The following is a 24,853-nucleotide window of genomic DNA, read 5'->3' on the forward strand; positions in this document are numbered from 1 at the left end:
CAAAGGCCTGATCACGCCTTGTCGATGCCTTTTTTCAGAGCGTCCTTGGCTTTGCCGACCGCTTGCTGGGCTTCGCCTTTCTTTTCCTGCACGACGCCTTCGGCGCGCATTTTGTCGTTACCGGTGGCCTTGCCGACGCCTTGCTTGACGTTGCCGGCGGCTTCGTTGGCCATGCCTTTTACTTTATCGCCAGTGCTGCTCATGGTGATTCTCCTGCGAACAATTCAACGGGAAATGTCGTTACACAAGGTTGACCGAAGGCGTTTGCGCGGAGTTTCATTTATTTTCACCGCGACATTTCATCGTTCAGCGCAGGTTGGGCTTTATGTTTGCCGACCAACCCCCGAGAATGCGCAACGTATTCAGGCCATGGCGCTGAAGATCCAATCCCGTAGGAATGTTATGAAACTCGATAAAAAGCAGGCCATTGCCCGCAGAAACCAGGAACTTGGCGGTGCTGTGCTTGGCGTCAACAACTGCCATTTCACCGAACTGAACCGCAACCGCAACATCTGGTGGTTCGATATTCCGGTCGCGCGCCTGGCCGTTGGTCAGTACGAGTGGGTTCACCTGCTGATGCACACCCCGGATACCGACGAACTGCTGCACCTGAAAGTGCCGACGGTATTCCTTCGGGAGAAGCTGGAAGGTCTGGTGGTGCGCAATGAAGGCAAACGTAAAGCAGCCTTGAGCCTGGAACTGAGCGCCGACAAGGACTCGTACCTCCAGGACATGCGCCCGGCGGGTACCAACGTCAATTTCGCGCAGTTCCGCCTGTAACCGCGATCCCCTAGCCACAGAAGCCCACTCATATCAGTGCCCACAAAAAGCCCCGCATCTGCGGGGCTTTTGTTTGTTACGCGCTGACTTTCTTGACGCCGAGCTTCTTCAGTTCTTCATCGCGCAACTCGCGGCGCAGGATCTTGCCGACGTTGGTGGTCGGCAGCGCATCGCGGAACTCCACCGAGCGCGGAACCTTGTAGCCCGTAACGTTCGCACGCATGTGCTCCATCACTTGCTCTTTGGTCAGGGTCACGCCCGGTTTGGCGACGATGAAGATCTTGATCGCCTCGCCCGACTTCTCGTCCGGCACGCCGATGGCTGCACATTGCAGCACGCCCGGCAGGGTCGCGAGCACGTCTTCGAGTTCGTTCGGGTACACGTTGAAACCGGAGACCAGAATCATGTCTTTCTTGCGATCGACGATGCGCATGTAACCGTCAGGCTGGATCAGCGCGATGTCACCGGTCTTCAACCAGCCTTCGCTGTCGAGGATTTCATCGGTGGCGTCCTGACGCTGCCAGTAGCCCTTCATCACTTGCGGACCTTTCACACACAGCTCGCCGATTTCGCCTAACGGCTGTTCAACACCGGCATCGTCGATGATTTTGCACAGGGTCGACGGAACCGGAATACCGATGGTGCCGATCTGGATGTTCTGTATCGGGTTCACGGTGGCCACCGGGCTGGTTTCGGTCATGCCGTAACCTTCGCAGATGGCGCAACCGGTGACCGCTTTCCAGCGCTCGGCGGCGGCCAGTTGCAGGGCCATGCCACCGGACAGGGTGACTTTCAGCGCAGAGAAATCCAGCTTGCGGAAGGCTTCGTTGTTGCACAGAGCCACAAACAGCGTATTGAGCCCGACGAAACCGCTGAACTTCCACTTCGACAGTTCCTTGACCATCGCCGTCAAATCACGCGGGTTGCTGATCAGGATGTTGTGGTTACCGATCAGCATCATCGCCATGCAATGAAAGGTGAAGGCATAGATGTGGTACAGCGGCAGCGGCGTGATCAGGATCTCGCAACCTTCATGGAGGTTGGAACCCATCAGCGCCTTGCACTGCAGCATGTTCGCCACCAGGTTGCGGTGGGTCAGCATCGCACCCTTGGCCACGCCGGTGGTGCCGCCGGTGTATTGCAGCACGGCAACGTCGCTGCTGGCCGGGTTGGCTTCAGCCACTGGCTGGCCGTGGCCCTTGCTCAGTACGTCGTTGAACTTGATGGCCTTGGGCAAGTGATACGCCGGGACCATCTTCTTCACGTACTTGATGACGCTGTTGACCAGCAGGCGCTTAAGCGGCGGCAGCAGATCGGCCACTTCGGTGACGATCACGTGCTTGACGCCGGTTTTCGGCACGACGAGCTGGGCCAGGTGCGCCATGTTGGCCAGGCAAACCAGGGCTTTGGCACCGGAGTCGTTGAATTGGTGTTCCATTTCCCGCGCGGTGTACAGCGGGTTGGTGTTGACCACGATCAGCCCGGCGCGGATGGCACCGAAGACGGCGACCGGGTACTGCAACACGTTGGGCAGCTGCACGGCGATTCGATCGCCCGGCTGCAAGTCGGTATGCTGTTGCAGGTAAGCGGCAAAGGCACCGGACAATTCGTACAGTTCACCGTAGGTGATTGTCTTGCCCAGGTTGCTGAACGCCGGTTTGTCGGCAAAGCGTTGGCAGGACTGCTTCAACACCGCCTGAATATTCGGATACTCGTCCGGATTGATGTCGGCAGCAATCCCGGCAGGGTACTTATCCTTCCAAAAGTCTTCGATCATGGAAGCCCACTCCTCAGCAACGCGAATTCATCACCGCATTTGATGCGATTATTATTGGTGTGTGTTTTTTATTGGTATCTATGTTGGTGAGTCTGGCTTTTTATATAGGCCGAGAAGTCACAAAGCGCGCCGAGAGTAGCAGCTTTGCCAGAGGCCGACTAGAGCCAAAAACAGCCTCTACAGTCACATTCGTGACTCAAGACCAATCAATGGTCTATTTTAGAGCAAAAATTCTATAGCGACAGAAAGCGCTCTAGAACAGGCCTTACAGCCAAACAACGAAGATAAAAAAAGGGGCGTCCGTATTTGGCCGCCCCTTTTCGATGCTGCGTCGCTAACAATTCATTACGCGATATCGCGCAACTCCCGCCGCAATATCTTGCCCACCGGCGTCATCGGCAGCGACTCACGCAAGACAATGTGCTTGGGCACTTTGTACGCCGTGAAGTTTTCCTTGCAGTAAGCCTTCAGCTCTTCAAGGCTGACACCCGTTTCACGGGCCACCACAAACAGCTTGACCGCCTCCCCCGAACGCTCGTCCGGCACACCGATCACCGCGCAGTTGGCGACTTTCGGGTGAGCCATGACCACGTCTTCGATTTCGTTCGGGTACACGTTGAAACCCGAGACGATGATCATGTCTTTCTTGCGATCGACGATGCGCACAAAACCGTCCGGGTCGATCACCGCGATGTCGCCAGACTTGAACCAGCCTTCGGCATCTAGCACTTCGGCGGTGGCGTCGGGTTTCTGCCAGTAGCCCTTCATGATCTGCGGGCCCTTGATGCACAGTTCGCCGCGCTCACCCAGCGGCTGCTCGACGCCTTCATCGTTGATGACTTTCAGCGTGGTGCCCGGCACCGGCAGGCCGACCGTGCCGAGCCGCGACTTGTCGCCGTACGGGTTGGTGCAGGCCACCGGCGAGGTTTCGGTCAGGCCGTACCCCTCGGTGATGCGGCAACCCGTGAGCTGTTCCCAGCGCTCGGCCGTGGCCTTGACCAGCGCGGTGCCCCCGGAGTTGGTGAGTTTGAGGCTGGAGAAATCCAGGGTCTTGAAGTCCGGATGGTCCATCAGCGCGACGAACAGGGTGTTGAGCCCCAGCAGCGCCGAGAACCGCCAGTTCTTCAGCTCCTTGATGAAGCCCTTGATGTCTCGCGGATTGGTGATCAGCACGTTGTGGTTGCCCGACACCATCATGCACATGCAATTCGCCGTGAACGCATAGATGTGGTACAGCGGCAGCGGCGCGACCATGACCTCTTGCCCTTCGCGCAACAGCGGCTGGCCGTCATTGCCGAACTGCTCCAGGCACGCCCGCACTTGCTGCATGTTGGCCACCAGGTTGCCGTGGGTCAGCATCGCGCCCTTGGCCAGGCCGGTGGTGCCGCCGGTGTATTGCAGCACGGCGATGTCATCGAGCCCGATCTTCAGCGGCTTGATGCCCAGGCCCCGGCCCAGACGCAGCGCGCTCTTGAAGGAAGTGGCCTGCGGCAAGGAATACGCCGGGACCATCTTCTTGACCTTGCTCACCAGTGTATTAACCAGCCAGCCCTTGGCGGCGGGCATCAGGTCGCCCATCTTCGCTTCGATCAGGTACTGGATGTCGGTGTCGGGCAGCACTTCCTGGACTTTGGCCCCGAACATGTTCAGGTAGACCAGCGCCCGGGCACCGGAGTCCTTGAACTGATGACACATCTCCCGCGCGGTGTACAGCGGGTTGGTGTTGACCACAATGAGCCCGGCGCGCAAGGCACCGAACACGGCAATCGGGTAATGCAGGACGTTGGGCATCTGCACCGCAATGCGATCCCCGGGCACCAGGTCGGTGTGGGCTTGCAGGTAACCGGCGAACGCTGCGCTGTAGCGTTCCAGTTCGGCGTAGGTCAGGGTGACGCCCATGTTGCTGAATGCCGGGCGGTCAGCAAATTTCTTGCAGGAACGCTCGAACACCTCGATCACCGACTTATAGGCCCCTTGATCGATGTCCAGGGGCACGCCGGCCGGGCGTTTGTCATTCCAGAAATCAGGTTGCATTGTTCTTGTCCTCTTTACCTGAACCTATCCGGGGCCGCTTTTCTGTCCTTCCTGTAAAACAAAAGCGAAAAACGGAGCTTCACGGACACTAGCAGCTATGGCGAATCAGGCAAATATGCGCACGGTCGACATTGATCGCGTGAATCTTGCTGCCACGTCGTGGCCTGATCGGACGGCACGCTATGGATGCGCTATACAATGGATCGACCAAGCGCAAAGGAATCGCCATGATCCACGACACTTTCTGGCTGACCGCGAGTGACCGCAGCCGCCTCTTCGTCAACCAGTGGCTGCCCGCCGCGCCTTTAAAAGCAGTGATTCTGCTGGCCCATGGCATGGCGGAACACAGTGGCCGCTACGCCCGTCTGGCGGAAAAACTCTGTGATCAGGGCTACGGTGTGTATGCGCCGGACCTGCGTGGACATGGCAAAACTGCCGAAAACGGGACACTGGGCCATTTCGCCGACGATGACGGTTGGTGCAAGGTGGTCGGCGACCTGGCGAGCCTCAACCAGCACATCGGCCAACAACATCCCGGCGCGCCAATCGTGCTGCTCGGTCACAGCATGGGCAGCTACATCGCCCAGGCTTATCTGCTGCACCACAGCGCCAGCCTGCATGGGGCCGTTCTCAGCGGTTCGAACTTCCAACCGGTGGCGCTTTATCGCGCGGCGCGGCAGATTGCGCGGCTGGAACGTTTGCGCCAGGGCCCGAAGGGTCGCAGTGCGCTGATCGAATGGCTGTCGTTCGGCTCGTTCAACAAAAAATTCAAACCGGCGCGCACTAAGTTCGATTGGCTCAGCCGCGACCCGGCGGAAGTCGATCTCTACGCCAACGACCCGCTCTGCGGCTTTCGCTGCACCAATCAGCTGTGGATCGATTTACTCGGTGGGTTGCAGCAAATCAGCAAAGCGTCCAATCTCGCTCAGATTGATCCGGGCCTGCCGTTGCTGGTCATCGGCGGTGAATGTGATCCGGTGAGCGAAGGCAAGCGTCTGAAAGATCTGGCCCATGCGCTGCGCGCGGCCGGCAGCCAAAGCCTGCAACTGACCATTTACCCGCAGGCACGGCATGAACTGTTCAACGAGAGCAACCGCGATGAAGTGATCAATGACGTGTTGAGCTGGATCGCCCAGGCGCTGAGCCACCGTCGACCACCCAGATCGGAATAGTTTTTTTTGAATTTATTTATTCGTGACAGGAATTGAAACAGATGACCCAGGTTACCAACACCCCTTACGAGGCCCTTGAAGTCGGCCAGACCGCCAGCTACAGCAAGACGGTCGAAGAGCGCGACATTCAGTTGTTCGCCGCGATGTCCGGCGATCACAACCCGGTGCACCTGGACGCTGAATTCGCCGCCGGCACCATGTTCAAGGAGCGCATTGCTCACGGCATGTTCAGCGGTGCGCTGATCAGTGCTGCCGTTGCCTGCGAGTTGCCTGGGCCGGGGACTATTTATATCGGTCAGCAAATGAGCTTTCAGAAGCCGGTGAAAATTGGCGACACGCTGACCGTGCGTCTGGAGATTCTCGAGAAGCTGCCGAAGTTTCGTGTGCGGATTGCCACTCGCGTGTTTAACCAGCGCGATGAATTGGTAGTGGATGGCGAGGCGGAGATTCTGGCGCCGCGCAAGCAACAGACCGTGACGTTGCCTAAGCTGCCGGCAATCAGCATCGGCTGATTGCCTCAAAAGATCGCAGCCTCGTTTCACTCGACAGCTCCTACAGGTATATGGCAAACCCTGTAGGAGCTGTCGAGTGAAACGAGGCTGCGATCTTTTGATCTTACGGCCCTTCCTGCACCTGCACACTCGCCGTCATCCCCGAACTCAAATTCATCCCTTCCGGCAACTGATCAATCTTGATCCGTACCGGAATCCGCTGCGCCAGCCTCACCCAGTTAAACGTCGGCTCGACCTCTGCCAGCAACTGCCCGTCCGGCGTGGTATTGCGATCAGTAATCCCGCGGCTGATGCTTTCCACATGCCCCTGCAACGCCTCGCCCGCGCTCATCAACCAGATCTTCACCGGATCGCCAACACGAATCCGTGGCAATTTGGTTTCCTCGAAATACGCCTGCACATAGAAAGTCGAATCGTCGATCAACGCCATCACCGATTGCCCGGCATTCACGTAGTTGCCTTCAGCCAGACGCAGGTTGGTGATGTGGCCATTGCGTGGCGCATGGACCTGACTGCGGGCGAGGTTGAGTTCCGCAACCTTGGCTTCGGCCTGGGCTTCGCGCAGTTCGCCACGGGCGATGCCGGCGTTGATTTGCGCGTTCTCACGTAGCTCGGCACTGATGGCCTGCGGACCGAGGGCAGCGCGGCGACTGGCTTCGCGTTCACGCAGATTGAGTTGCTGCTGGCGTGTCTGCACCACCGCCTGGGCTTTCTCCAGCGCCGCCTCAAAACGATCACGATCAATGCTCAGCAATAAATCGCCAGCCTTGACCTGCTGGTTATCAAAAGCCTTGAGCTCCCGCACCCAACCCGAGACATCCGGGGCGATGACCACCACGTCGGCGCGGATCCGCGCATCCCGAGTCCAAGGCGTGAGCATGTAGTACTGCCACAAATGGAAGCCGGCAAAAATCGCCACCGCCACCAGGCACAAGGTCACCGCGACACGTATCGGTGTACGCATTTTCAACTCCTTATAAAGGTCCGAGGACGACGGTGATCAAGGTCAATACACAGACGTACAAGGCGCAATCAAACAATGCTTCGTGCCAGATCCAGCGGCCCACCGGCGTCAGGCGCAAGAGCATGCGCAAGGCTCCAGTGACGAGCAGCGCCAGCAGCACATAAATCAGAAACGGACTGAGCAGCACGCCACCCACCGACCACTCACGCAAGCCCATGGCTTTGCTCCTGTTGACGGCACCAGGCGCGCCAGCTGCTTTGCAATTGCAGCACCGCGCCTTGGGCCAGTTTCACCGCATCGCTGGGAGGCAACGCGTACAAGGTCTTCAAGAATTCTTCGCTCGGCTGCGCCAACGCCTCGGCGCGACTGCCGGTCGGGCCTTGCTCGAGGATTTTTTCCAGCTGTTCGAGATAGCGCCGTTGAGGTGCGCTGACCGGTGCCTGCGCCACCGCCAGACTCAAACGCAAATGCAGCAATTCGTCGCCGATGTCCAGGCCAAGCAAGCCATCGTCCCAGCGACTGCGCGCCGGTTCCGGCAACTCGGGATAGTGCCGCGCCAATTGCAGCAAGCGGTCGGCCATGCGCCCGCCAAACCAGCTTTCGGCACCGCGCAGATTGCGCCGGGTCAGACGCACCAGATCAGCGAGGGTTGCTGCCAGCAAACGTCGGCCATGCCACGTCGGGTTGCGCAGGATCAACAAATGGAACGCCAGCACCGCGGCGCCAACACCGACCACGATGGATTGAGCGCTGTTGAAGAACGTCGCGACATCGAATTTCATCGCATTGAGCGGCGAGACCAGCACGATGAAGTGCAGACAAAATGAGGTAGCCGTCGCACCGATCTGCGGTTTGGCCATGCCCAGCGCGCCGAGGAACAACGGCACGCCCATGCCCATGCACAGCAAGGCAAAACCACTCCATTGCGGCAGCAGAATCTGCCCGACGATAAACGCGGCCGGAATGGCCAGGAAGATCCCGCGCATAAAACTCATGCCTATCTGGGCACCGTTCTCGCGGCTGGCGAACAGGCTACACACCACGCACGTCAACAGCAGCGCGCCGGAGGCAGCGGGCCAGGCGGTCGCCAACCAGAAGCACGAGACCACCAGAAACGCCAGGGCACTGCGGGCACCGAAAATCAGCGCCAATGACAGGTCGCGGTGCGGTGTCAGGGTTCTCGGTGGATCGACCGTTTCCTTGCCCTCCTCCACCGCTTTCAACGCGGCAGTCGCTGCCATGGCGGTGTCGAGTAACAAGGTGAAACGGGCCAGGCTGTAACTTTGCGCGGAGCTGACGTGCGGGTCGTGGGAAGCGTCGAGCAACCTTGGACGCAGCGCTTGCAGGGTCGCGGTATCCGGGCTGTTGAGCGCCTCTTGAACCTCGGTCATCCAGGGCAACAGTTGCTCGGTTTCCTGGGGTTCCAATTGCTTCCACTGGCGGCGCACCGAACGGGCGATGCGCAGCAGCATCAACAGCTTTTGGCTCAAGCCGCTGATCGCCCGCGCTCGTTGCCGTCCCAGGCCACCTTCAAACCAGGCATGCTCGCGCTGGGCATCGACGGCGACGATTCTCCCGAGGATTTCCAGCAAGCCTTTACGCGCCTGACCATCACCGGCCAATGTCGCACGCGCGGCATTCATACCGCTTTGCCACGCTGCCCGCGCCTGATCCGCCAGTTGCCGTTCGACCCGCATCGGCCAGAGCAGCGCACTGGCGGCGGTGGCGCAAAGAATGCCCAGGCAGATTTCCGTGCAGCGAGCCACGGCTTGATCGAACACCGTCAGCGGATGAGTAATGGCCGGCAACGCGATGATCGCCACTGTGTAACCGGCCAGCACGAACGAATAGGACCAGGCGCTGCGCAGCAAGGTCGAACTCGCCGTACACAGCCCCAGCCATAACGCCAACGCCAACAAAAACAACCAGGGTGTCTGGGCAAACAACCCCATGAACACCACGGACATGATCGTCCCGACCAGAGTCCCCAACAGCCGCGCCAAGCCCTTCTGCACCACCATCCCCGACAAGGGCTGGGCGACGATGAACGCCGTCATCAACGCCCAGGCCGGTTGCTCCAGGCCCCAGCGTAATGCCAGCCACAGGGCCAGGCCGCCACCGATCAAGGTCTTGATTGCGAACTGTAAGGCGCGGCGGTCAGGCGCAAACAAAGCCTGCAGGGTGATAGGCACGTAATGGACTCTTGGAAGGACGATTTAACGGTAGGAGCTGCCGGAGGCTGCGATCTTTTGATCTTGCTGTTCGGCGACCTCTATACCGTCAAAAGATCGCAGCCTTCGGCAGCTCCTACAAGTGCCGATTTCAGTGCTAATTCCCGGACACAAAAAAACGCCAGGCTGGCTGGCGTTTTTGACAGACAACGAACGCTTACGAGCGTGCGCGAGCCTGGTTACGCAGGGCTTTTACCTGATCGTGATTGCGTTGCACGCCGTGGTACTGACGCTCAACCAGGTCACGAATGCCCACCAGGTTGTGTTTGTTGATTTTTTCGATGGCTTCTTTGTAAGCCTTGAGAGCATGGTCTTCGCCCCGCTCTGCTTCGTTCAGCACGGCTTCTTCATCCTTGCCGGTGAACATCGCCTTCACGTCGACCCAGCGACGGTGCAGGTCACCGCTGACACTGGTGGACGTTTCCGGATCGCCGCCTAGCGAACGCACCTGCGCTTGCAGTTCGGAAGCCGCAGTCGCGCAGTCCGCCGAGCGTTGCACGAACAAGGTTTTGAGTTCAGGGTGTTTGATGTCTTCAGCGCAAGTCTTGAACCCTTCCTGACCGTCTTTGCTGGTTTCAATCAGGTCGTTGAGTACAGAGATGGCTTCTTTATTCATGTCAGTCATTTTCAGTTCCTCGCGGGTTGATGAGAGATGCAATAGGTATTGCACCCTGCATGCCAGCTTTGAACTGACGACTTACCACTTATATTTCAATCACTTATCGTTTAACGCGAAATCTGTATCCGCTTTTTTTGCATGATCTGTCATTTGGCCTGCATGCAGAATGCCTGTATTTTCCAGACTGTTTGAATCAAGACGACCGATAGATGAACCCTGAAAAGCTCGAACTGTTGATTACCCGTGAAATGCCCTTCGGCAAGTACAAGGGCCGAATCATTGCCGACCTCCCCGGCCAATACCTGAACTGGTTCGCTCGGGAAGGTTTCCCCCATGGCGAACTCGGCGGCTTGTTGGCCTTGATGCAGGAAATCGATCACAACGGCCTGTCGGAGCTGCTCGAACCGCTACGCGCCAAACATGGCAAACCCGCCCCTCGCCATTGACCCGACACCCCTACCTGGCCCCTGATTGAGTAGCCCATGCCCGATAACACCCGCCGCGCCCGTGATGAAGCTTTCTGGCGAACCTTTGCCGACCGATATGCGGTTGAACCCGGCCCGGTCAACCTCGAAAACGGGTACTTCGGGCGCATGTCGCGCACGGTGGTCGAGGAGTATCAGCGCAACATCGAACTGATCAATCGCAGCAACTCGGTGCACGTGCGACAACGCTTCGAACAGGGCGAAAGCCTGGAGATTCGCAAACAGCTCGCCGATCTGCTGGGCGTACCCGCCGACACCGTCGCCCTCACCCGCAACGCGTCGGACGGTCTGCAATCGCTGATCCGCAACTACAACCGCCTGACGCCGGGCGATCAGGTGCTGATCTGTGATCTGGAATACGACACGGTCAAAGGCGCCATGCGCTGGCTGGCACGTCATCGCGGTGTCGAAGTGATCGAGATCGAACACCCGCACCCCGCCAGTTTCGACAGTTTGCTGGCCACTTACCGCGAAGCCTTCGTGCGTTATCCACGACTCAAACTGATGGCCCTGACCCACGTCACCCATCGCTCGGGGTTGGTGATGCCGGTGCAGGCCATTGCCGCAGCCGCCAGGGAATATGGCATCGACGTGATCCTCGACGGCGCCCATGCGCTCGGCCAGCTCGAGTTCGATCTCGATAAACTGGGCATCGCCTTTGCTGGCTACAACCTGCACAAATGGATCGGTGCACCGCTGACTCTGGGCTTCATTTATATCGCCCCCGAGCGCCTGGCGGACATCGACCCGGACATGGGCGAGATGCATTTCCCGGTCACCGACATTCGCGCCCGCACGCCGTACAGCACGCCCAACATCCCGGCGCTGCTGACCCTGCCGTTGGTGTTCGAGGAACATCGGGCCATGGGCGGTTCCGCCGCCAAGGGCGCTCGGCTCAATTACCTGCGCAACCGCTGGGCGAGCGCGGTACGCGAGTTGCCGGGGATCGACGTCATGACCCCGGACGACCCGCGACTGTATTGCGGCATCACTTCGATGCGCTTTACCCGGCATGCCGATCAACAGGCGATGGTCGAGCGGCTGCTCAAGGACTACAACCTGTTTACCGTGGTGCGCAGTGGTGCCGCGAGTGGTCCGTGCATTCGCATAACGCCGGGGCTCACTACCACCGCTGCAGACATGGATTTGCTGGCCCGGGCGCTGACCGAGCTGCGCTGACGTCACACGGTGTATTTGTCGAAGTCCTCGGGCTTGATCTGTGTTGATACCGCGAAGGTGTCGATGCCGATGGTCGTGTGCCCGAAGTAGCCGTCGTTGTTCGAGTCTCGACTCAGGGTGTGAACGTTCAGCGTCGAGGCTTCGCCGCCCATGGTTTCATAGAAAAGGTCTTGAGCGTTGGTCAGCGGCGAAACGGCTCGACCGCGGTACTCCCTGGCGTTGAGTACCGAACGCGAAGCCACCTCGGGAAAGTAGAGCTGACCGACCCAGGCGACATGCCGTTCTTCCAGATAGTTATTGCCTTCCGTAATGCGTACGGCAACGTGCAGGTGCAGTGCGCGGCCGGCATAGAACCCTGGATAGATCGTGGTAAACCGCACGATGCCGTTCTTGTCCGTAAATTGCCCGCCACGCAGGTAAGTGTCGTCGTCAGTGCGCGGGATCGAACCGATTTCATCGACGTCGATTTCCTTGTCCGGATTGACCTTGCTCCAACCCGAATACGCACCGCGTGCATTGCAATGCCAGATATCCACTAACGCGTCAGTCACCGGTTGACCGGTCATGGCATCGACGATCGTCAGCCTCAGCACCAAGGGGATGCCATCCATGCCTTCGCTGATGTTTCGTCTGATCAATTTCGGATTTCGGAAATAAGGACCGGCGATCTGTTCGGGTGAAAGCAGGTAAACCGCTGGTGCGGGTGAAACAGGAGTGTTGTCGTCCATGACGTTCTCTCTTCCATAAGATGAACGCAGGTTAACGCCGGCCGAGCAGCGAGATGCGGTAACTATGTATCGCTTGGTTTCTGCAGGCAAAAAAAAACGGTGCACCGACCAAGCGCACCGTAAAGCCGTAGAACACACAACGAAGTGTTTGGTAAAAGCCGATCAGTCCAGCAGGGCCAATGCCTCGGCCGTGCATTCCTGAATGCGGGCCCAGTCGCCGTTCTTGATCCACTCAGGATCAAGCATCCAGCTACCGCCCACGCACATCACGTTTTTCAACGCCATGTAGCTCTTGATGTTGGCCGGGCTGACGCCGCCCGTCGGGCAGAATTTCACTTCGCCGAACGGGCCGCCAAGGGCCTTGATGGCCGCAACGCCGCCGCTGACTTCCGCCGGGAACAGCTTGAAGCGGCGATAGCCCAGGCCATAGCCTTCCATGATGCCGGAGGCGTTGCTGATGCCTGGCAACAGCGGAATCGGGCTGTTGACGCTGGCTTCGAGCAGGTCACGGGTGATGCCCGGCGTGACGATGAACTGCGAACCGGCCGCTTCGGCAGCCGCCAGCATGTTGCGATCCAGCACAGTGCCGGCACCGGTCACCAGCTCCGGACGCTGCTCGCGCAGAATCTGGATAGCCTTGAGGCCGAACTGTGAACGCAAGGTCACTTCCAGGGCTGTCAGGCCACCGGCCGCGAGGGCGTCGGCCAGCGGCAGGATGTCCTGCTCGCGAGCGATGGTGATCACCGGCAGGATCCGCGCCTTGGCGCAGAGGCTGTCGATCAGGGCAACTTTGTCCGCCATGGAAACGGTCGGGGATGGGGTTGTCATAGCGGCTGATCCTTGGTTCATGGGCACCAGTAAATCTCTAACGTAGGTTGCAGAAACGCGCGAATCGGCATGGCGGCGACATCGTCACCGGCCAATGCGGCACTCAGGGTGGTCAGCTTGGACTGACCGGAAATCGATAGAACGGTGGTCTTGGCCGAGGCCAGCAGCGCGCGGCTCATGGTCAGGCGCTGACGCGGCACGGTCGGCGCCAGCATCGGGTAGCAACGACGTGTGCCGTCGGCTTTCAAGGCATCGCTCAGGTTCGGGCTGTTGGGGAACAGCGAGGCGGTGTGACCGTCGTCGCCCATGCCGAGTATCAGCACGTCGATCGGCGGCAATTCCGCGAGCAAGCGATCCGCCTGCTCGGCCGCCAGTTCAAGGTTGGCCGTGGCGCTGTACAGACTCAGGAACTGAGCCTTGGCCGCCGGACCTTGCAACAGGTAACGCTTGAGCAGACCGGCATTGCTGTCGGCGTGTTCAACCGGTACCCAGCGCTCATCGGCCAGGGTGATCACAACTTTGGACCAGTCCAGTTTCTGCTTGGCCAGGTTCTGGAAAAACGCCACCGGGCTGCGGCCACCGGACACCACCAGCGTCGCGGTGCCGCGAGCGTCGATGGCGTCACTCAGTTGCTTGGCCACATTCAGCGCCAAACCATCGGCCAGCAGCACCGGGCTTTTGAACGCATGGGCGCTGACGCCCTGAGGCAGTTTCAATTCAGATATCGCCATACCACGACCTCCCATCCCGCGTGATCAATGCAATGGAGCTCATCGGCCCCCACGACCCGGCCGCGTACGGCTTGGGCGCATCACCGGATTTTTTCCACCCGGCGATCAGCTGGTCACACCACTTCCACGCGGCTTCGATTTCATCTTTACGGACAAACAGGTTCTGATTGCCGCGCATTACTTCCAGCAACAACCGCTCGTAGGCATCGGGAATCCGTGCGCTGCGATAAGTGTCGGAAAAGTTCAGCTGCAACGGACCGCTGCGCAGCTGCATGCCCTTGTCCAGGCCTTGTTCTTTGGTCATCACGCGCAAGGAAATGCCTTCGTCCGGTTGCAGGCGGATAATCAGCTTGTTGCTGATTTGCAGGCGCTGCTCGGGAGCGAAGATGTAGTGGGACGGTTCCTTGAAGTGGATGACGATCTGCGACAGCTTCTGCGGCATGCGCTTACCGGTACGCAGGTAAAACGGCACGCCAGCCCAACGCCAGTTGCGGATATCGGCACGCAGCGCAACGAAAGTTTCGGTGTCGCTCTGGGTGTTGGAGTTCGGCTCTTCCAGGTAACCGGGAACCGACTTGCCTTCGCTGTAACCGGCGATGTACTGACCGCGCACGACCTGAGTGGTCAGGCCTTCCGGGCTGATCGGCGCCAGCGCCTTGAGCACTTTGACTTTCTCATCACGGATGCTGTCGGCGGACAGGTCGGCCGGCGGGTCCATGGCGATCAGGCAGAGCAGTTGCAGCAGGTGATTCTGGATCATGTCCCGCAGCTGGCCGGCCTTGTCGAAGTAACCCCAGCGACCTTCGATCCCGACTTTCTCGGCCACGGTGATTTCCACGTGGGAGATATAATTCTGGTTCCACTGGGTTTCGAACAGGCTATTGGCGAAACGCAGGGCGATCAGGTTCTGGACGGTTTCTTTGCCCAGGTAATGGTCGATGCGGTAGGTGCGGTTCTCCGGGAAGAACTGCGCCACGGCGTCGTTAACCTTGCGCGAGGATTCCAGGTCCGAACCAATGGGTTTTTCCAGCACCACGCGAGTGTTTTCGGTCAGGCCGACCTTCGACAGGTTCTCGCAGATCGCGCCATAAACGGCGGCCGGTGTCGCGAAGTAGGCAATCACCCGCTGGGCGCTGCCGGCCATTTCGGCCAGGGCGACGTAATCGTCAGCCTTGAGGAAGTCGACGTGCAGGTAACTCAGGCGGGCCAGGAAGCGTTCGACCACGGCTTCGTCCAGCTCTTTGGCGACGACGTAGCGGCGCAGCTCGGAGGCGATGAACGCCAAATGCTGCTGCTCGCTGCCAGGCTCACGGGCCAGCGCGATAATTCGCGTGTCCTCGTGCAAAAGGCCTGCGCCATCGAGCTGATAAAGGGCAGGAAACAGCTTGCGCAGGGCCAGATCGCCGAGGGCGCCAAACAAGGCAAAGGTGCACGGTTCAACCGTAATCGAAGGCATGATGTTTGTTCTTTTATCAAGTTAAGCTACAAATACCTTTTTTCAAGGCATCACTCAAGGGAAAATGTAGTAATAACCACAACATTTTCGCAAAATACAGATTCCGAGTGGTGGACGGTCGGAGCCATCAGTAGGATAGGCCACCGTTACGGGCCCGATCAAAGTCCCAATTTGCATAGCAGGGGCCCTTATTTGCATTGCTCTCTTGTTTGCGGAGCTAAGGAACATATATGGACCGCGTGCGAAATTTACTGGAACAGATCCAGAATCGCCTTGAAGACCTGAACAAGGCAGAACGCAAAGTCGCCGAGGTGATCCTGCTCAACCCACAGCAGGCCACCCGGTTCAGCATCGCCGCCCTCGCCCAGGCCTCCAAGGTCAGCGAGCCGACGGTCAACCGTTTCTGCCGTTCGTTCGGCGTCAGCGGCTACCCGGAACTCAAGCTTCAATTGGCCCAGAGCCTGGCCAGCGGCGCGGCGTATGTCAGCCGTGCGGTCGAGGCCGATGATAATCCCGAGGCGTATACCAAAAAGATTTTCGGCAGCGCCATCGCCTCGTTGGACAGTGCGTTGCAGGCGCTTGACCCGAACCTGATCAGCCGCGCCGTCGACCTGTTGATCCAGGCCCGGCAGATCCACTTCTTCGGCCTCGGCGCCTCGGCCCCGGTGGCGCTGGATGCGCAGCACAAATTCTTCCGCTTCAACCTGGCGGTCACCGCCCACGCGGACGTGCTGATGCAGCGCATGATTGCGTCGGTGGCGCACACCGGCGAGTTGTTCGTGATCATTTCCTACACCGGCCGTACCCGCGAACTGGTGGAAGTGGCGCGTATTGCCCGGGAAAACGGTGCTTCGGTACTGGGCCTGACGGCCGAGGGCTCGCCACTGGCCAAGGCCAGCACGTTGAGCCTGAACATTCCGCTGCCGGAAGACACCGACATCTATATGCCGATGACGTCGCGGATCATTCAGTTGACCGTGCTGGACGTGCTCGCCACCGGCATGACCTTGCGCCGAGGCGTGGATTTCCAGCCGCATTTGCGCAAGATCAAGGAAAGCCTGAATGCCAGTCGGTATCCGATTGGGGATGAGTTTAATTAAAAAGATCGCAGCCTCGCTTCGCTCGACAGCTCCTACAGGTTTACACGATCCCTTGTAGGAGCTGTCGAGTGAAACGAGGCTGCGATCTTTTGATCTCAAGCCCCAACCCGCGCCTGCAAACTCAAATGCGCCCTCTCCCCCGGCGCCAGGCTCAGGCTATCGGTCCCGCCGCTCGCCGCTTCAACGCACACAAACTCCGAAATCTCGTTCCAGCTCACCCCCAGCAACGGTCGTGAGCCCGGATGCCAGACCACTGTGTCCGCATGGTCACCGGTATCGATGCACAATTCGCGCTGCCAGGCGTGGTCCTTGAGCTGTAATTCGCCGTCATGCTGGAACACCCGCTGACAGCCACCCTCTACCCGCAATTCGCCTTCCTGATGACAAATCTGACGGTTCAACTGGTCGTAACCCTGCGCCCCGTCAAGCCCAGACAGCGCTACCTCACCGACGTCGCCAATACGCCAATAGGCATGCAACGCCTGACTCAATTGGCACGGCAGACTGTCCTGATGCTCGGTACTCAGGCGCAAATCCATGCGTTCGCCCAAGTGCGCGTGCAGGTCCACTTGCCAGTCGCACAACTGAAGTTGCCAGTGCAAGCGAACGCCATCGTCGTCAGTGCTGCTGTCCAGCAGCTTCCAGTCGATCAACCGTGCCCAGCCATGGGAAGGCCAGGCGTTTTCGCTCGGATGACGGCCATACCACGGCCAGCACACCGGAACGCCACCGCGAATCGCGCCGACCTGCGGCCACTTCGCCGCGCACCAGAGCCAGGGTTTCTGGCCCTTTGGCTGGAAGTGCAGCAACTGCGCCCCCTGCCGACTGAACACCGCCTGACACAGCGGATGGTCGATCACCAGCACGTCGCGCTTCTGATAGCGCTCCCACGCAAACACCGGACGTTCGCGCAAGGATTTGAAGAAGCGTTGTAGCGGATGCTCATGCATGTGCCACGGTCCTGAAAATCACCCGGGGTGCGCCGCCCCAAAAAAAAGCGGACAGCCTGGGCTGTCCGCAAAAATGCGCACATAGAGAGGAGCTTATCGCAACAACGTTAGAACACCGACTGAATTTTCAGGCCGGCGACCAGCGCGTTGTCGACTTCATCAACACCACCCGGGTGAGTGATGTATTGCAGGTTAGGACGCACGGTCAGCCAGTTGGTAACGTGGAAGCCGTAGTTGATCTCGTAGTTGTACTCGGTGGTACGCAGTGGCGAGAACAGCGGATCCTCGTATTCGGTGACACCATTGGAGGCGTTGACCAGCTCGGCGTTTTTCTTCACGTCATCGTTGACATGGATACGGGCGAAACCGATACCGACGTCATCTTTTGGACGCGCATCGAACGGGCCTTTGTACACAAACATCAGCGACTGGTAGTTGTCGACGAAGTTGGTGTCCTTGTCGTGGAACGTGGCGTTGGCCGAAACGGTCAGACCGCGGCTCTTGTCACCGTTATGGTCGGTCAGCTGTTGCTGCGCAACGAACCAGTAACCGTGCTTGCTATCGTGGCTGCGATAGGCGTTACGGCTGGTTGCTGCATCATCGCCGTTTTCATCTTTGCGGACGTCATCGGCATTGGCCGTGCTTTTGTAGTAACCGACACGGTATTCGCCCGGCAGGTTATTAGGGTTAGGCGACCAGACCAGTTCGACCGGCAAGACGGTGCCCTCGGTACCACTGCCGCTGAGCTTGAAGCCGTTACCGTGCTCCAGTTGCGAAGGGTTCTGGTTGTACGCGCCGATCTGCGCATAGAACTCAGGCGAGATGTTGTACTTCACGCGGACCGCAGCCTGCATGACCGGCCAGTTGTACCAGATGTTGGTGGCCCAGTTACCCGCTTGGGAACCGCAGAACGCCAGGTTCTGGAACTCGCAAGGGAAGGTGTTGAAGTCCTCGCCTTCGCCGAAGTAACCGGCCTTGACGTCCAGTTTACCGTCGAGGAACTGGTGCTTGATCCACAGCTGGGTCAGACGGACCATATGGCCACGGCCGTAGACTTCCTGGGACGAACTCAAGGTGCCGGCACGCGGGTCGCCAACACGGTCATTGGAGATGTTCTCACCGTTACGGTTGGTGAGCTGGATCTTGGCCTGGGTGTTATCCCAGCCCCACAGTTTTTGCAGGTCCAGCGCCACGCCCAGACCAAACTGGTCGGCATAACGCGCAGTCTTGTCATTGTTGTAGCCGCCGTGGAGGTTGGCGCCCACTTCACCGACGTAGTCCATCTTGATGTCGATACCCTGCTCGATCAGCTTGGTCCGTTCGCCACCCCAATCACCGGTCATCCATTCGGAATCGGCGCTGAACGCGTCAGCCGCGTGCACGCTCCCGGCCAGCATCATTGCCGCAACGGCTGACAACTGGCAGATAAGCTGAGCGTTGTTGTTCTTCTTCATCCCTACATCCTCGTTTTATTGTTATTAACTGTTTTTATTTAACGCGGTGACATCGGTTGCGACGGGCGACAGACTGCCCGCCACGGAATCAACGGCCCTTGAACTGAGCCACATTGGCACTGTGAACCTCGGTTTCAGGCTGACCAGCCACCCCCAGGCGCTCCCCGGTCTTGGCATCAAACAGCAGCACTTTCGATGGATCGAATTGCAGGGTCAGGGTCTCGCCCACGGCCGGTGCAACGTCCGGCGCCAGACGGCAGCAGACTTTGGTTTCGTTGAGATTGACGAACACCAGGGTGTCGGGACCGGTCGGCTCGGTGACCTGGACTTCGGCGCGAATGATCGGCAAACCATTCGGCTCGCTGCCCGCCAGCACGATCTGCTCAGGGCGCATGCCGAGGATCACTTCGCGGTCTTCAAGACCGGCGTCCTGCATGCCCAACGGCAATTCGCAACGCGCCTGACCACTGTCGAGCAGCGCCACCAGACGACCGTCCTTGCGTTGCAAACGCAGGGGGATGAAGTTCATCGGCGGCGAACCGATGAAGCTCGCCACGAACAGGTTGGCCGGGTTGTTGTAGATGTCTTTTGGCGTGCCGAATTGCTGAATGATCCCGTCCTTCATCACCGCCACTTTGTCGCCCAGGGTCATGGCTTCGATCTGGTCGTGGGTCACGTAGACCGTGGTGGTTTTCAGGCGCTGGTGCATCAGTTTCATTTCGGTACGCATCTCGACGCGCAGCTTGGCGTCGAGGTTGGACAGCGGTTCGTCGAACAGGTAAATCTTCGGCCGCCGCGCCAGGGCACGGCCCATCGCCACACGCTGTTGCTGACCACCAGAGAGCTGGCCAGGTTTGCGGTTGAGCAAGTGTTCGATCTGCAACAGCTTGGACACCCGCGCCACTTCCGCTTCGATGTCGGCAGCGGGCATTTTGCGGATCTTCAAGCCAAAGGCGATGTTCTCGCGCACGCTCATGGTCGGGTACAGCGCGTAGGACTGGAACACCATGGCGATGTCCCGGTCTTTCGGGCTCATGCCGCTGACGTCCTGGTCATCGATCATGATCGCGCCGCCGGTGATGGTCTCAAGGCCCGCGATGCAATTCATGAGGGTCGACTTGCCGCAACCCGAAGGTCCGACAAGAATCAGGAACTCACCGTCCTTGATCGACAGATCGATGTCCTTGAGGGTGTCCGGCAGGCCGGGGCCATAGGTCTTGTTTACATTGCGAAGTTCGAGCGTTGCCATGATTACCCCTTGACTGCGCCGGCCGTCAGGCCGCGCACGAAATACTTGCCTGCGACCACATAGACCAGCAGGGTCGGCAGCCCGGCGATCATTGCCGCCGCCATATCAACGTTGTATTCCTTGGCCCCGGTACTGGTGTTGACCAAGTTGTTCAACGCCACCGTAATGGGTTGCGAGTCACCGCTGGAGAACACCACGCCGAACAGGAAGTCGTTCCAGATCTGGGTGAACTGCCAGATCAGGCAGACCATGATGATCGGGGTGGACATCGGCAGGATGATCAAGCGGAAGATGGTGAAGAAACCCGCGCCATCCAGCCGTGCCGCCTTCACCAGCGCATCGGGAACGCTGACGTAGTAGTTACGGAAAAACAGCGTGGTGAACGCCAGGCCGTAGACCACGTGCACGAACACCAGGCCCGTGGTGGTGCTCGCCAGGCCCATCTTGCCGAGGGTGAACGAGGCCGGCAGCAGGACGGTCTGGAACGGCAGGAAGCAACCGAACAGCAGTAGGCCGAAGAACAACTGCGACCCACGAAATCGCCACATCGACAGCACATAGCCGTTCAGCGCACCGATGGCGGTGGAGATCATCACCGCAGGGACGGTGATCTTGATCGAATTCCAGAAATACCCGTCAACCGTGGCCCAGGCCTTAACCCAGCCAATGCCGCTGACCACGGTCGGCCAGCTCAGCAGGTTGCCGGAGTTGATGTCTTCCGGCGTCTTGAAACTGGTCAACAGCATGACCACCAGCGGTATCAGGTAAAGGAATACGGCAAGGATCAGCACGCCGTAGATGGCGATGCGACTCAGGCTGATGGAAGGTTTGGCAGCGAAACTAGTCATGACGCTTGGTCCTCAGCTCGGAGTACAGGTAAGGCACGATGATTGCGAGAATCGCACCGAGCATCAGAATCGCACTGGCCGAGCCCATGCCCATCTGCCCGCGACTGAAGGTGAAGGAATACATGAACATGGCGGGCAGGTCGGAGGAGTAACCCGGACCACCGGCGGTCATTGCCGCCACCAGGTCGAAACTCTTGATCGCGATGTGGGCCAGGATCATCACCGCACTGAAGAACACCGGACGCAGGCTGGGCAACACCACTTTCAGGTAAATCCGCGGCATGCTCGCGCCATCGATCTGGGCGGCACGGATGATCGATTGATCAACGCCACGCAGGCCGGCGAGGAACATCGCCATGATGAAGCCCGACGCTTGCCATACCGCAGCGATCACCAGGCAATACACCACGCGATCCGGGTCAATCAGCCAGTCCAGGCGAAAGCCTTCCCAGCCCCAGTCACGCAGCAATTTGTCCAGGCCCATGCCCGGGTTGAGCAGCCACTTCCAGGCGGTACCGGTGACGATCATCGAGAGCGCCATCGGGTACAGGTAAATGGTGCGGATGAAACCTTCGCGACGAATGCGCTGATCAAGAAACACCGCCAGCAGGACACCGATCACCAGGGTGATGCCGATGAACATGCCGCCGAAAACCGCCAGGTTCTTGCTCGCTACCCACCAACGGTCGTTGTCGAACAGCCGCTCGTATTGCGCCAGGCCCGCCCATTTGTAAGTCGGCAGGAAGGTCGACGTGGTGAACGACAGGACGAACGTCCACAGGATATAGCCATAGAAGCCCACCAGGACGATGAACATGCTGGGCGCCAGCACCAGCTTGGGAAGCCAGCGCTGCAGAGCATCGAACGGCGAGGCCTTGCTGAACACAGCAACAGAACTCATGGGAAGATCCCGTACGTGAGGAAAAATTACTTTGGAAATGCACCCCTTGTAGGAGTGAGCCTGCTCGCGATAGCGATGTATCAGTTGATACATCCAGTCTGACAATCAGCTATCGCGAGCAGGCTCACTCCTACAGGGGCCAAGCATTACTTGGCAGCTTTGACGGCAGTGCCCAGTTGCTTGGCCGCAACGGCAGGATCGGCTTTCGGATCGTTGATGAAGTTGGTCACCACATCAAAGAACGCGCCTTGTACCGCCAGCGTGGTTGCCATGTTGTGCGCCATGCTCGGCTGCAGGCCGCCGGACTTGGCGTCCACCAGGAAGTCCTTGGCAGCCGTCTGGGCACAAGAGTCGAAACCGTACTTGCCCATGTCGTTCAGCATGTCGATTCGAACCGGGATCGAGCCCTTGTTGATGCTGAAGACTTTCTGGAAATTCTCACCCAGCACGATCTTGGCAATGTCCTGCTGAGCGGCAGCAGTGCCCTTGTCTTTCTGCTTGAACACGGCCAGGGAGTCGATGTTGTAGGTGAAGGCTTTGTCGGTGCCCGGGAAGGCTACGCACTCGTAGTCCTTGCCGGCGACTTTCTTGGCCGCTGTCCACTCGCTCTTGGCCCAGTCACCCATGATCTGCATGCCGGCCTTGCCGTTGATGACCTTGGCCGCTTCGAGGTTCCAGTCCTGGCCTTTGCCGTCGGCGTCCATGTAGGTCGCGACTTTCTTCAGCTCGGTCAGCGCCTTGACCATTTCAGGGCCGGTCAGTGCAGCGTTGTCCAGGTCGACCAGGGCTTTCTTGTAACCGTCGACACCCATGACCGAAAGCACCACCGCTTCGAACACGGTGCTGTCCTGCCAAGGCTGGCCGCCGTGGGCAAGCGCAATGAAGCCCGCAGCCTTGAGCTTGTCACCGGCTGCGTAGAATTCCTGAAGGGTGGTTGGCGCTTTTTCGATGCCGGCTTTCTTGAAGACTTCCGGGTTGATCCATAGCCAGTTGACGCGGTGAATGTTCACCGGCACGGCCACGTAGTCACCCTCGTACTTCACGGTATCGGAGACTTTCTTGTCGAGCAGGCTGTCCCACTTCTCTGTTTTGGCGGCGTCTTTCAGGACGTCGGTGTCGAGCAGACCGGTAGACGCCCATTCCTGGATGTCCGGGCCTTTGATCTGCGCAACGCCCGGCGGGTTACCGGCCACGGCGCGGCTTTTGAGTACGGTCATGGCCGTAGCACCGCCGCCACCGGCGACCGCGCCGTCCTTCCAGGTGAAACCGTCTTTTTCAACTTGGGCCTTGAGGACATCGACGGCAGCTTTTTCGCCACCGGAGGTCCACCAGTGAACGACTTCTACCGAACCTTTGGCATCGGCGGCAAGCGTACTGAGAGGGAATGCACTGAGAGGAAGCAATGAGGCAAGAGAAATGACAGTAGCGAGGCGAGAAATCGCATTCATCTAGAATTACCTTTCTTGTTGTTATGCATGCAAGTCTGGTGCTTGCGCTGCATGGATTTTAAACAGGAGTTATCCCTTCGCAGGTAACGAAGGGACGTTCGAATGTCACCACATGGTTACACAGGAGCGCTCTGGGATAACTGTGCCAAGGCCGTCGCCATACTCGGTGCCAGAGGCAATCGCGGGATCAATACGGCTTGCCAGGCGTGATAAAGATCAGGTTTACCGGCCCAGATATCGGCGCTTGGGCGATTCTGCGGATCGAGTTCGTGGTGCCAGCTGCCGCTTTCGCGGTCGATGAAATGGCTGTCGCAGAATTCCCAAAAAAGTCGGTACCAGCTTTCGTATTGCGCATCGCCTGTGCGTTTAAGCAGCGCACTGGCGGCGGCGCTGGCTTCGCAATGGGTCCAGTGCAGGCGATGGCGGACCACCGCGCGATTGTCCCAGTCGAGTGTGTAGACAATCCCCGGCGCACCGTCGACATCCCATCCGTGACGGCAGTTATGGTCGAAGAGTTTTTGCGCGTCGGTGGCGAGCCAGCCCGGCGTGAGCATCCCGGCCTTAACCCGTGCCGCTTCGAGATGCAGCATCAACCGGGCCCATTCGAAACCATGGCCCGGCGTGGTGCCGTAGGGGCGAAAACCATCGGCCGGGTTGTCGTGGTTGTAGTCGCGAAGCGGCTGCCAGTCGCGGTCGAAATGCTCGACCACCAGGTAATCGTTGGCAGCGGCGTGACCGTGGATGACGCGCTCGACGATGCGCTGGGCGCGGACCAGCCAGCGGTTGTCGTCGGTGACATCGGCCAACGAGAGAAAGGCTTCGGTGGCGTGCATGTTGCTGTTGGCGCCGCGATAGCTTTCCTCTTCACTCCAGTCGCGGTTGAAGGATTCGCGCATCGCGCCCTCCTCCTCGCTCCAGAAATGCGTGTCGATGATGTGGATGGCATCGTCGAGCAGAGCCTGCGCGCCGGGACGCCGAGCGACGACCGCAGAACTCGCGGCCAAGGCAACGAAGGCGTGCAGGTAAGCAGCTTTGTCGGTGTTGCCGTCGCGATGCTCGGGGGCAGCGAACCAGCCGCCGTGCTCGGCATCGCGCAACGGGCCGCTGAGGGCTTTGATGCCGTGATCCACCCATTCCGCAAAACCTGGCAGGCCCTGAATGTGAGCCATGGCGAAACTGTGAGTCATGCGCGCGGTGTTCATGGTTTCGGCGTGGGCGTTGGCCGGGAGGCAGCCCTTTTCATCAAGATTGCCGAAGCCTTCGGGAAGCTTCGAAGCCTTGGCAAACGCCAGCAGGCGCAGCCCTTCGTCGGCGAGCCATTGCTGATGGGCGGGGGCGTTCAGCCAACTGCTGAAAGCGGGTTGGAAGGTGTCCATGGGGTGCCTTTTTTGTTGTTATGACTGGGGG

General features: G+C 59.2%; 24 protein-coding genes. 6 read left to right on the forward strand and 18 right to left on the reverse strand.

Annotated features, from left to right (window positions below):
* Positions 1-11 precede the first annotated feature (11 nt).
* Complete coding sequence (locus ACMXYJ_RS26855; RefSeq protein WP_046056167.1) at positions 12-203, reverse strand: CsbD family protein; 192 nt, start codon at positions 201-203, stop codon at positions 12-14.
* Positions 204-402: 199 nt separating this feature from the next.
* On the opposite strand from ACMXYJ_RS26855, the gene ACMXYJ_RS26860 reads away from it, so the two are divergent.
* Positions 403-780, forward strand: coding sequence for a hypothetical protein (locus ACMXYJ_RS26860; RefSeq protein WP_282377262.1), 378 nt, complete (start codon positions 403-405; stop codon positions 778-780).
* A gap of 76 nt (positions 781-856) precedes the next feature.
* Here the strand turns inward: ACMXYJ_RS26860 and fadD1 are convergent, their stop codons facing one another.
* The gene (gene fadD1, locus ACMXYJ_RS26865) at positions 857-2,557 is read right to left on the reverse strand and encodes a long-chain-fatty-acid--CoA ligase FadD1 (RefSeq protein WP_415757594.1); all 1,701 of its coding nucleotides are present in this window, start codon (positions 2,555-2,557) and stop codon (positions 857-859) included.
* Positions 2,558-2,902: 345 nt separating this feature from the next.
* The gene (gene fadD2, locus ACMXYJ_RS26870) at positions 2,903-4,591 is read right to left on the reverse strand and encodes a long-chain-fatty-acid--CoA ligase FadD2 (RefSeq protein WP_415757595.1); all 1,689 of its coding nucleotides are present in this window, start codon (positions 4,589-4,591) and stop codon (positions 2,903-2,905) included.
* Between the two features lie 227 nt (positions 4,592-4,818).
* Here fadD2 and ACMXYJ_RS26875 point away from each other — a divergent pair, with 227 nt between their 5' ends.
* Positions 4,819-5,763 (forward strand): alpha/beta hydrolase, encoded by a 945-nt coding sequence (locus ACMXYJ_RS26875; protein WP_056741483.1) that lies wholly within the window; start codon positions 4,819-4,821, stop codon positions 5,761-5,763.
* A gap of 41 nt (positions 5,764-5,804) precedes the next feature.
* Positions 5,805-6,275, forward strand: coding sequence for a MaoC family dehydratase (locus tag ACMXYJ_RS26880; RefSeq protein ID WP_046049496.1), 471 nt, complete (start codon positions 5,805-5,807; stop codon positions 6,273-6,275).
* 103 nt (positions 6,276-6,378) lie between these two features.
* Here the strand turns inward: ACMXYJ_RS26880 and ACMXYJ_RS26885 are convergent, their stop codons facing one another.
* From ACMXYJ_RS26885 to ACMXYJ_RS26900, 4 genes are all read right to left on the reverse strand, one after another.
* Entirely contained in the window at positions 6,379-7,239 is an 861-nt protein-coding gene (locus ACMXYJ_RS26885; RefSeq protein WP_415757596.1) for an efflux RND transporter periplasmic adaptor subunit, read from the reverse strand.
* Positions 7,240-7,249: 10 nt separating this feature from the next.
* Positions 7,250-7,456 (reverse strand): DUF1656 domain-containing protein, encoded by a 207-nt coding sequence (locus ACMXYJ_RS26890; protein ID WP_008151119.1) that lies wholly within the window; start codon positions 7,454-7,456, stop codon positions 7,250-7,252.
* On the reverse strand, positions 7,443-9,431 hold the full coding sequence (locus tag ACMXYJ_RS26895; RefSeq protein ID WP_415757597.1) for an FUSC family protein: 1,989 nt from the start codon (positions 9,429-9,431) through the stop codon (positions 7,443-7,445). Before ACMXYJ_RS26895 ends, ACMXYJ_RS26890 begins: the two co-directional genes overlap by 14 nt.
* A gap of 196 nt (positions 9,432-9,627) precedes the next feature.
* Complete coding sequence (locus ACMXYJ_RS26900) at positions 9,628-10,095, reverse strand: ferritin-like domain-containing protein (protein WP_415757598.1); 468 nt, start codon at positions 10,093-10,095, stop codon at positions 9,628-9,630.
* Positions 10,096-10,298: 203 nt separating this feature from the next.
* Here ACMXYJ_RS26900 and ACMXYJ_RS26905 point away from each other — a divergent pair, with 203 nt between their 5' ends.
* Together ACMXYJ_RS26905 and ACMXYJ_RS26910 are read left to right on the forward strand one after the other, a co-directional pair.
* Positions 10,299-10,535 carry a DUF3820 family protein gene (locus tag ACMXYJ_RS26905; protein ID WP_007949456.1) on the forward strand — a complete coding sequence of 79 codons (237 nt, stop codon included), beginning with the start codon at positions 10,299-10,301 and terminating at the stop codon, positions 10,533-10,535.
* Between the two features lie 36 nt (positions 10,536-10,571).
* A complete protein-coding gene (locus ACMXYJ_RS26910) occupies positions 10,572-11,753 on the forward strand; it encodes an aminotransferase class V-fold PLP-dependent enzyme (RefSeq protein ID WP_415757599.1) in 1,182 nt (393 codons plus the stop codon).
* A 2-nt stretch (positions 11,754-11,755) separates the two neighbouring features.
* On the opposite strand, the gene ACMXYJ_RS26915 is transcribed toward ACMXYJ_RS26910, so the two are convergent.
* From ACMXYJ_RS26915 to zwf, 4 genes are all read right to left on the reverse strand, one after another.
* Positions 11,756-12,481, reverse strand: a complete 726-nt coding sequence (locus tag ACMXYJ_RS26915; protein ID WP_415757600.1) for an intradiol ring-cleavage dioxygenase — start codon at positions 12,479-12,481, stop codon at positions 11,756-11,758.
* A gap of 162 nt (positions 12,482-12,643) precedes the next feature.
* A complete protein-coding gene (locus ACMXYJ_RS26920; protein ID WP_008151112.1) occupies positions 12,644-13,309 on the reverse strand; it encodes a bifunctional 4-hydroxy-2-oxoglutarate aldolase/2-dehydro-3-deoxy-phosphogluconate aldolase in 666 nt (221 codons plus the stop codon).
* 17 nt (positions 13,310-13,326) lie between these two features.
* The gene (gene pgl / locus ACMXYJ_RS26925) at positions 13,327-14,040 is read right to left on the reverse strand and encodes a 6-phosphogluconolactonase (RefSeq protein WP_415757601.1); all 714 of its coding nucleotides are present in this window, start codon (positions 14,038-14,040) and stop codon (positions 13,327-13,329) included.
* Positions 14,027-15,496, reverse strand: a complete 1,470-nt coding sequence (gene zwf / locus ACMXYJ_RS26930; protein WP_008151108.1) for a glucose-6-phosphate dehydrogenase — start codon at positions 15,494-15,496, stop codon at positions 14,027-14,029. The genes pgl and zwf overlap by 14 nt, the downstream gene beginning before the upstream one ends.
* Positions 15,497-15,735: 239 nt before the next feature.
* Between zwf and ACMXYJ_RS26935 the strand changes: the two genes are divergently transcribed.
* Positions 15,736-16,596 carry a MurR/RpiR family transcriptional regulator gene (locus ACMXYJ_RS26935; protein WP_177318169.1) on the forward strand — a complete coding sequence of 287 codons (861 nt, stop codon included), beginning with the start codon at positions 15,736-15,738 and terminating at the stop codon, positions 16,594-16,596.
* A gap of 95 nt (positions 16,597-16,691) precedes the next feature.
* On the opposite strand, the gene ACMXYJ_RS26940 is transcribed toward ACMXYJ_RS26935, so the two are convergent.
* The 7 genes from ACMXYJ_RS26940 to ACMXYJ_RS26970 form a co-directional block, all read right to left on the reverse strand.
* Positions 16,692-17,546, reverse strand: a complete 855-nt coding sequence (locus ACMXYJ_RS26940; protein ID WP_008151105.1) for a D-hexose-6-phosphate mutarotase — start codon at positions 17,544-17,546, stop codon at positions 16,692-16,694.
* A 107-nt stretch (positions 17,547-17,653) separates the two neighbouring features.
* Positions 17,654-19,000 carry a carbohydrate porin gene (locus ACMXYJ_RS26945; protein WP_415757602.1) on the reverse strand — a complete coding sequence of 449 codons (1,347 nt, stop codon included), beginning with the start codon at positions 18,998-19,000 and terminating at the stop codon, positions 17,654-17,656.
* A gap of 88 nt (positions 19,001-19,088) precedes the next feature.
* Positions 19,089-20,249, reverse strand: a complete 1,161-nt coding sequence (locus ACMXYJ_RS26950; RefSeq protein WP_415757603.1) for an ABC transporter ATP-binding protein — start codon at positions 20,247-20,249, stop codon at positions 19,089-19,091.
* 2 nt (positions 20,250-20,251) lie between these two features.
* The gene (locus tag ACMXYJ_RS26955) at positions 20,252-21,097 is read right to left on the reverse strand and encodes a carbohydrate ABC transporter permease (RefSeq protein ID WP_415757604.1); all 846 of its coding nucleotides are present in this window, start codon (positions 21,095-21,097) and stop codon (positions 20,252-20,254) included.
* Complete coding sequence (locus ACMXYJ_RS26960) at positions 21,090-21,998, reverse strand: carbohydrate ABC transporter permease (protein ID WP_046056150.1); 909 nt, start codon at positions 21,996-21,998, stop codon at positions 21,090-21,092. Before ACMXYJ_RS26960 ends, ACMXYJ_RS26955 begins: the two co-directional genes overlap by 8 nt.
* Positions 21,999-22,144: 146 nt before the next feature.
* Positions 22,145-23,446, reverse strand: a complete 1,302-nt coding sequence (locus tag ACMXYJ_RS26965) for an ABC transporter substrate-binding protein (protein WP_415757605.1) — start codon at positions 23,444-23,446, stop codon at positions 22,145-22,147.
* Between the two features lie 116 nt (positions 23,447-23,562).
* Positions 23,563-24,822: an AGE family epimerase/isomerase gene (locus ACMXYJ_RS26970; protein WP_415757606.1), complete on the reverse strand. Its 1,260-nt coding sequence runs from the start codon at positions 24,820-24,822 to the stop codon at positions 23,563-23,565.
* Positions 24,823-24,853: the final 31 nt, after the last annotated feature.

Source organism: Pseudomonas arabinosi (genome assembly GCF_047758675.1).
Lineage (GTDB): Bacteria > Pseudomonadota > Gammaproteobacteria > Pseudomonadales > Pseudomonadaceae > Aquipseudomonas > Aquipseudomonas arabinosi.